We start from the raw sequence: 4,468 nt of genomic DNA on the forward strand, positions 1-4,468 counted from the left end.
TGCTGGACCCGATAAGCGGTCCTACCGCGTCGACTTCGGCAAGATCGCGCGCTCCCTTCCTGCCTTCAAGCCGCAGTGGGATGCGCGCAAGGGCGCCGAGCAGCTTTACAAGGCCTACGGCAAGTCCAATGTCACTCTCGAGGAATTCGAAGGACCGCGCTTCCAACGTATCGGCCACATCCGGTATCTTCTGGCCAACCGGCTTCTGGATGACCGGATGCGGGTCACCGAACCTTCGCGAATGCTGGAGGCCGCGGCGGGTTAACTGGAATGGAACACATAACCCCGGAGGGACTCGGCCCGCCGCCGTCTTCCATCGACCTCGGCCAGGAAATCTATGACTTAGCCGAACGTCTCTTTCCGATTTGCAGGAGCATCACCGGGGACGGTGTGCGGCAGACGCTGGATATCCTGTCGGGGCACGTCGGCCTGGACCGGCATGAGGTGCCCACCGGCACGCAGGTGTTCGACTGGACTGTTCCAAAGGAATGGAACGTCCGCTCGGCCAGCATCATTGGCCCGGACGGGCAAACGGTCGTGGATTTTGCCGACTCCAACCTGCACGTCGTCAATTACAGCGTACCCTTCAAAGGGATCCTGCCGCTCGACGAGTTGATGTCGCATATTCACACGCTGCCCGACCAGCCGGGAGTGATCCCCTACCGCACCAGCTACTACGCCCCGACATGGGGCTTCTGCGTCGCCTACGACCGTGTCGCCAAAATGCCCGACGGTCTCTACCGGGTGGAGATCGATGCCGAACTCAAGGACGGCAGCCTCACTTACGGCGAATACCTGCATCGCGGGCAGACCGAGCGGGAATTCCTTCTTTCGGCGCACATCTGCCATCCCTCATTGGCCAACGACAACTGTTCGGGCCTGGCCCTGCTGGCAATCCTTGCGAAAAGCATGAAGGCAAGAAAAACACGATACAGCTACCGCTTCCTGTTCGCTCCAGGCACGATCGGGTCGATCGCGTGGCTGTCTCGCAACGAGGGCCGGACACATCTCATCGACCACGGTCTGGTGCTGTCATGCGTGGGGGACGCGGGACGTCCTGCATACAAACGCAGCCGTCGTGGCGATGCCGTCATCGATCGCGCCATGGCTCACGTGCTGGGACGTGAAGCCGGGGCAAAGTTGATGGATTTCTCCCCCTACGGCTATGACGAGAGGCAATATTGTTCGCCGGGCTTCAATCTTCCGGTCGGCATGTTCCAGCGGAGCGTCCACGGCACCTTCCCCGAATACCACACCTCGGCTGACAATCTCGACTTCATCAAGCCGGAGTACCTGGAGGATTCCTTCCGTATCCTGACGGACGTGATCGACATCGTCGAAGGGGACTGGACGCCGTTGAACCTCTGTTCCAAGGGCGAACCACAACTCGGCAGGCGCGGCCTCTACGCCGCCCTGGGCGGGCAGGCGTCTTCGGGAGCAACCTCGATGTCTCTGCTTTGGGTGCTCAATCTCGCCGACGGCCAGCATTCGCTTCTCGCGATGGCGGAGCGCTCGGGTCTGCCGTTCAGGGAACTGGCCGCCGCCGCGAGACTGCTGTCGGATCACGGTCTGCTGGCCGCGGCTTCATAGGGCTCCAGCGGCCGTTCTTTGCTTGAGCAACGGCCACGCCTTATCCCTTTCCGACATCGCCGTCGGCATCAACGGCCAGGCTATCGAAAAGGCAGGGTCGTTGTAGCGCACGCCCGTCGACGCATGGGGCGTATAGAATTGCGATATGAGATACGAGACCTCGGCATCGTCCGTAAGGGTCTGCAGCCCGTGAGCGAAGCCGGCAGGGATGTAGACCTGCCTCATGTTCTGGGGCGTCAGCTCGAAGCCCAGCCAATTGTACCGTGTCGGCGAGTTCGGGCGCAGATCCACCACGACATCGAAAATCGCGCCGCGGACACAGGAGACGAGCTTCACCTCGGCGTACGGGTCGTCCTGGAAATGCAGCCCCCGCAGTGTTCCTTTTTTGWCCGAATGTGCGCGGCTGTGTTGGACAAAGCGCGTCGCCAGCCCGCAATCAGCCATCTCCTTTTCACAGAATGTGCGGGTGAAGGAACCGCGATCGTCAACCACCGGTGTCGGCTCGATCAGCCAGACACCCTTCAGCTCCGTTTCGGTAAACCGCATGTCTGCCTAAATCCCTAGTAGCCGGGCTCAGTTAGCCGGGCTAGCACCGCGGTCGGATTGTCGGCACCGCCTGCCTGGGCTGGAAGAGCTACCTAAGCCTTAGGTGGCTTCTCCGATCGCGGTATGCCGGGCCGACCGCATTACCCCGTTCGGAGGTCCTTGCGCAGTCATTGCCCCCGCGGTTTCCCTATAAGGATTAAGGCACCCAACGGATTGGCAAATCGAACTCGCGGGGCGCCCCGTCCTAACCTGCGTTGAAAAGATGCACTCCCTGCGGAGCGCGGCGGGCACAGGTTCATTGTCAGGCCACCGCGTCTCCGTTTTTTCAAACCAGGGCGACAGAGGGGTACGGAATGAATATTCAGGCTGTCGAAATTGCTCGCGACCAGAACACGGCACGCCGCAATGTCAGCTGCAGGCTGTGCGGATCGCGCCTGCGCCACAGTCTGGTCGACCTGGGCATGTCGCCACCTTGCGAGAGCTTCCTGCAGGCCGACCAGCTTGACCAGATGGAACTGTATTATCCACTCAATGTCCTGGTCTGTGAGCGCTGCTACCTGGTGCAGCTCAAGGAGTATGTGAGCCCCGAGACCATTTTCAACGAATATGCCTACTTCTCTTCCTTCTCGACAAGTTGGGTGGCCCACTCGAAAGCTTATTGCGAAGCGATCACGAAGCGACTTGGGCTTGGCGCCGACAGCTTCGCGGTAGAACTCGCAAGCAATGACGGCTACCTGCTGCAGCACTTCCTGCCGCTCGGCGTTCCCGTGCTTGGCATCGAGCCCGCGGCCAACGTTGCGCGCGCGGCGGTCGAGAAGGGCGTGCCCACCCGGGTCGACTTCTTCGGGGTGCGGCTGGCACTTCAGATGGTGGCCGAGGGACTCCGCGCCGATCTGATCATCGGCAACAACGTCCTGGCGCAGGTGCCCGATCTCAACGACTTCGTCGCGGGAATAAAAATCCTGCTCAAACCGGAGGGCGTGGTCACTCTCGAGTTCCCGCACATCGAGCGGCTGATGATGGAGAACCAGTTCGACACCATCTATCACGAGCATTTTTCATATTTCTCACTGCTGACGATCGACCTGATGGCGGCCCGCCACGGGCTGCGGTTGATCGACGTCGAGGAACTGCCCACCCATGGCGGATCGTTGCGTGTTTATCTCGCCAACGAGGGCGGCAGCCGGCCCACTGATGACAGTGTCGCCGAACTCCTCGAGCGCGAAAAAAGACATGGGCTTACGGAAATGACGACCTACGCCTCTTTCGGCTACAAGGCGCAGCGCGCGAAGCGCGATCTCCTGGCGTTCCTGGTTTCGGTCAAAAACGAGGGCAAGACGATTTGCGGTTACGGCGCGCCTGGCAAGGGCAACACGCTGCTCAACTACTGCGCCATCGGCACCGATTTCCTCGACTTCACGGTGGACCGCAATCCTTACAAGCACGGCCGCTTCACGCCGGGCATGCACATCCCGATCAAGCCCATCGACGCGATCGACGAGGCCAAGCCAGACTACATCCTGATCCTTCCCTGGAACCTGAAGGACGAGATCATTCAGCAGATGCACCACGTCGCCGCCTGGGGCGCGAAATTCGTCGTGCCAATTCCTTTTGTGACAGTGATCGATCTATCGGAGTTACGGAGATGAAAGTCGTCCTTTTCTGCGGCGGCCGCGGGACCCGGATCCGCGACTATTCCGAAAGCATACCAAAGCCGATGATTCCGCTCGGCCACCAGCCGATCCTGCGCCACGTCATGCAGTGGTACAGCGATTACGGGCATGACGAATTCGTGCTGTGCCTGGGCTACAAGGCCAACGTCATCAAGGATTTTTTCCTGAACACCCGGCCACAGACCTTTTCCGATTGCGTGGTTACGCACGGTGGCCAGGATGTGAAGCTGCTGGGCGACACGGTCAAGGACTGGAGCATCACCCTGCTCGATACGGGCATCTGGCGCAACATCGGAGAACGCCTCTGGGCTGCGAAGGATCACGTCAAGAACGAGAAGATGTTTCTGGCCAACTACTCCGATGGCCTGACCAATGTAGACCTCGACGATGTGATCGCGAAGTTCGAGGCCAGCGGCAAGATCGCCTGCTTCCTCGCCGTGCGCGCGCCGCTGACATACCATTTGGCCGACATCGCTGAAGACGGTCGCGTGCGCGAGTTCCGCACGACGGAGACGTCCGAGATCTGGATCAATGGCGGCTACTTCGTGTTCCGTCCCGAAATCTTCGACTACATGCGTGACGGCGAGGAACTCGTTATCGAACCTTTCAAGCGATTGATCGATGACAACATGCTGATGGCGTACAAGCACGACGGGTTC

The 4,468-nt window shown here is 60.2% G+C and carries 4 protein-coding genes and 1 pseudogene; 4 read left to right on the forward strand and 1 reads right to left on the reverse strand.

Annotated features, from left to right (window positions below; translation table 11 throughout):
* Both ACXJ7R_RS25555 and ACXJ7R_RS25560 read left to right on the forward strand, forming a co-directional pair.
* Positions 1–265, forward strand: a pseudogene (locus ACXJ7R_RS25555) (NAD-dependent dehydratase); the annotation flags it as partial.
* Positions 266–270: 5 nt separating this feature from the next.
* Positions 271–1,590 (forward strand): DUF4910 domain-containing protein, encoded by a 1,320-nt coding sequence (locus ACXJ7R_RS25560; RefSeq protein ID WP_457154257.1) that lies wholly within the window; start codon positions 271–273, stop codon positions 1,588–1,590.
* Here the strand turns inward: ACXJ7R_RS25560 and rfbC are convergent.
* Entirely contained in the window at positions 1,585–2,136 is a 552-nt protein-coding gene (gene rfbC / locus ACXJ7R_RS25565) for a dTDP-4-dehydrorhamnose 3,5-epimerase (RefSeq protein ID WP_457154258.1), read from the reverse strand. The two genes, ACXJ7R_RS25560 and rfbC, sit on opposite strands and share 6 nt — an antisense overlap.
* Positions 2,137–2,489: 353 nt before the next feature.
* Here rfbC and ACXJ7R_RS25570 point away from each other — a divergent pair, with 353 nt between their 5' ends.
* Positions 2,490–3,785, forward strand: a complete 1,296-nt coding sequence (locus ACXJ7R_RS25570) for a methyltransferase domain-containing protein (RefSeq protein ID WP_457154259.1) — start codon at positions 2,490–2,492, stop codon at positions 3,783–3,785.
* Positions 3,782–4,468: sugar phosphate nucleotidyltransferase (locus tag ACXJ7R_RS25575; RefSeq protein WP_457154260.1), on the forward strand; the 687-nt coding region annotated here is incomplete at its 3' end. The genes ACXJ7R_RS25570 and ACXJ7R_RS25575, both read left to right, overlap by 4 nt.

It is taken from the genome of Mesorhizobium sp. P5_C1, from assembly GCF_054049815.1.